This window comes from Methylocucumis oryzae, assembly GCF_000963695.1.
GTDB classification, from domain to species: Bacteria; Pseudomonadota; Gammaproteobacteria; order Methylococcales; family Methylomonadaceae; genus Methylovulum; species Methylovulum oryzae.
In genome coordinates this window covers 1-1957 of sequence record NZ_LAJX01000344.1, presented here as the reverse complement: position 1 = coordinate 1957, position 1957 = coordinate 1, and the positions used below count along the sequence as shown (strand labels likewise).

The window sequence follows — 1957 nt, the reverse complement described above, 5'->3', positions numbered from 1 at the left end:
GATAACGGTCGCTATGTAGCTTTCCAAATCATCAGCTACCAACCTAAGTGAAAGGCGACACAAATGATAGGGAAGATATTTTTGTGCACGACCTTGAAACCAAAAAAAAAACGACTCGCGTCAGTGTTGCTACTAGCGGCCTACAAGGCAATAACGGTTCTTGGCATCCTAAGATTAGCGCCGATGGTCGTTATGTGACGTTTTGGTCTTCGGCCTCGACATTAGTCCCGAATGACACGAATGTAACCGACGACGCATTCGTGCATGACACTTTAACTCACGAAACCAAAAGAATTAGCGTCGCCTCAGATGGTACACAAGGCAATGGTTCTAGTGGCAGACCGTCAATCAGCGCTGATGGCCGTTATATTGGCTTTAGCTCTGAAGCCTCTAATTTAGCGACTAACGACGATAACGGCGATGCGGATGTATTTGTCCATGATCAAGTAACGGGAACAACCACACTGGTCAGCGTTACGCTAGACGGCACCTCAGGTACAGGGCCTGGCGCACAAGCCGGTGCGAATAACACCAACGGTAGTCGTGATGCCATTATCAGCTCAGATGGTCACTACATGGCATTCAGATCCTTAGTGACTGACCTCATTCCTAATGACACGAATGAAGAGATTGATGTGTTTTTGCGTGACTTAACTCAATAACGACAAAAGGTTGTTATCGGCTTAAGCATAATAATTGCCGGAGTACAAACTTAAGTTTGTACTCCCAAATCAGAAAGCTTTTAGGCCACAGTTAAGATTCAAACACAACCAACAAGAATATATCCGTCATTTCGGCGTGATCTCTTGGGATGACGGGGGCAACTATCGGCTAAACCTACCGGCACCCAACAACCCGCTGCTCTTAAGTTAAATGGCAGTCACTACAATAAGGAACGATGACAATGAATAATAAACACTCTAGCCTGTTATTAGCAGCGTCTGTCTTACTCGCGCTGACCACGGCAACCACCGCAGAAGCCACATCCATGTCATTTAAGCAAGGTGCGCTGACGATTCAACTCGACCCCGCTGCATTAGCAATCACGACAATTCGCACCGGTAACGCATACAACGGCGTTGACAGTTACGGTCGACCTAAAGAGGAAAAATGGCAGCCGGATACCGCCGGCACCAACAACATGGTGTTCGACAATGGCTTAAAAGGCATTACCTCAGGCGATGCGTATCCAGTACGCGATTTATATTTTGAGGACTGGTTTACCAGCGAAGAAATAGCGCCATTAACGGCTTATCAAGTGATGGGCGAGTCGAAAAGAGCAGGCAACGCGACTATCGCGTATAACCTCATCTCTCTGCATAATTTCAACCCATTAGTCACCGATAACAGCATCACCTTAGCCGGAATGCACCGCTTACCGTTAAGCGAGCCGTGGCCTAAACCGACGTTTGAAATGTATACACATGGAGAGGAAATTCTAACCCCGGCTAACGACAACGGTGGTCGCAACCCGCAAATGACGACAGCGGTGTTTGATGATTTAGATCCTGAGGCAACTTTTGAAGGACAAATCGGCGTAGGTGGTGCCTTTCGTCTCAATGGCCGCTACGGCCATGTCACCATAGGCGACATGGCGTTGAATTATGACCCCAAGCGTTCTGAAGTTAATTCGGGCGGCACCCCTGGCGGCAAAAAAGGTACGGACGGCTGGTACATCAAGGCCCATCTAAATATATACCCAGTTGAGGGCAAGGAGGGCATTGCTGCTTTTGAAACAGCCAACACCAAAGTCAATGTTTCAGGCAACACTTTTACTTTATCGGGTAACTTGGTCTTATCGGCTTGGTGGTTCAATAAGTTAGGCTCCAACGGTGTCTACAAAGTAGGCAAATTCCGCTTCGTAGGCAAATTAATGCCTACACCTAACTAAAACTTTCCAGTAATCCATAAGTAGAGCCTTTATAAATTTAGGAGATTGTCTATGTTAACAAAACAA

At 46.9% G+C, this 1957-nt stretch carries 2 protein-coding genes; both read left to right on the top strand.

Annotated features, from left to right (window positions below):
• Window positions 1-83: 83 nt before the first annotated feature.
• Window positions 84-662 (top strand): TolB family protein, encoded by a 579-nt coding sequence (locus tag VZ94_RS21310; RefSeq protein ID WP_204369244.1) that lies wholly within the window; start codon window positions 84-86, stop codon window positions 660-662.
• A 242-nt stretch (window positions 663-904) separates the two neighbouring features.
• Complete coding sequence (locus tag VZ94_RS21305; RefSeq protein WP_045780789.1) at window positions 905-1891, top strand: hypothetical protein; 987 nt, start codon at window positions 905-907, stop codon at window positions 1889-1891.
• Window positions 1892-1957 lie beyond the last annotated feature (66 nt).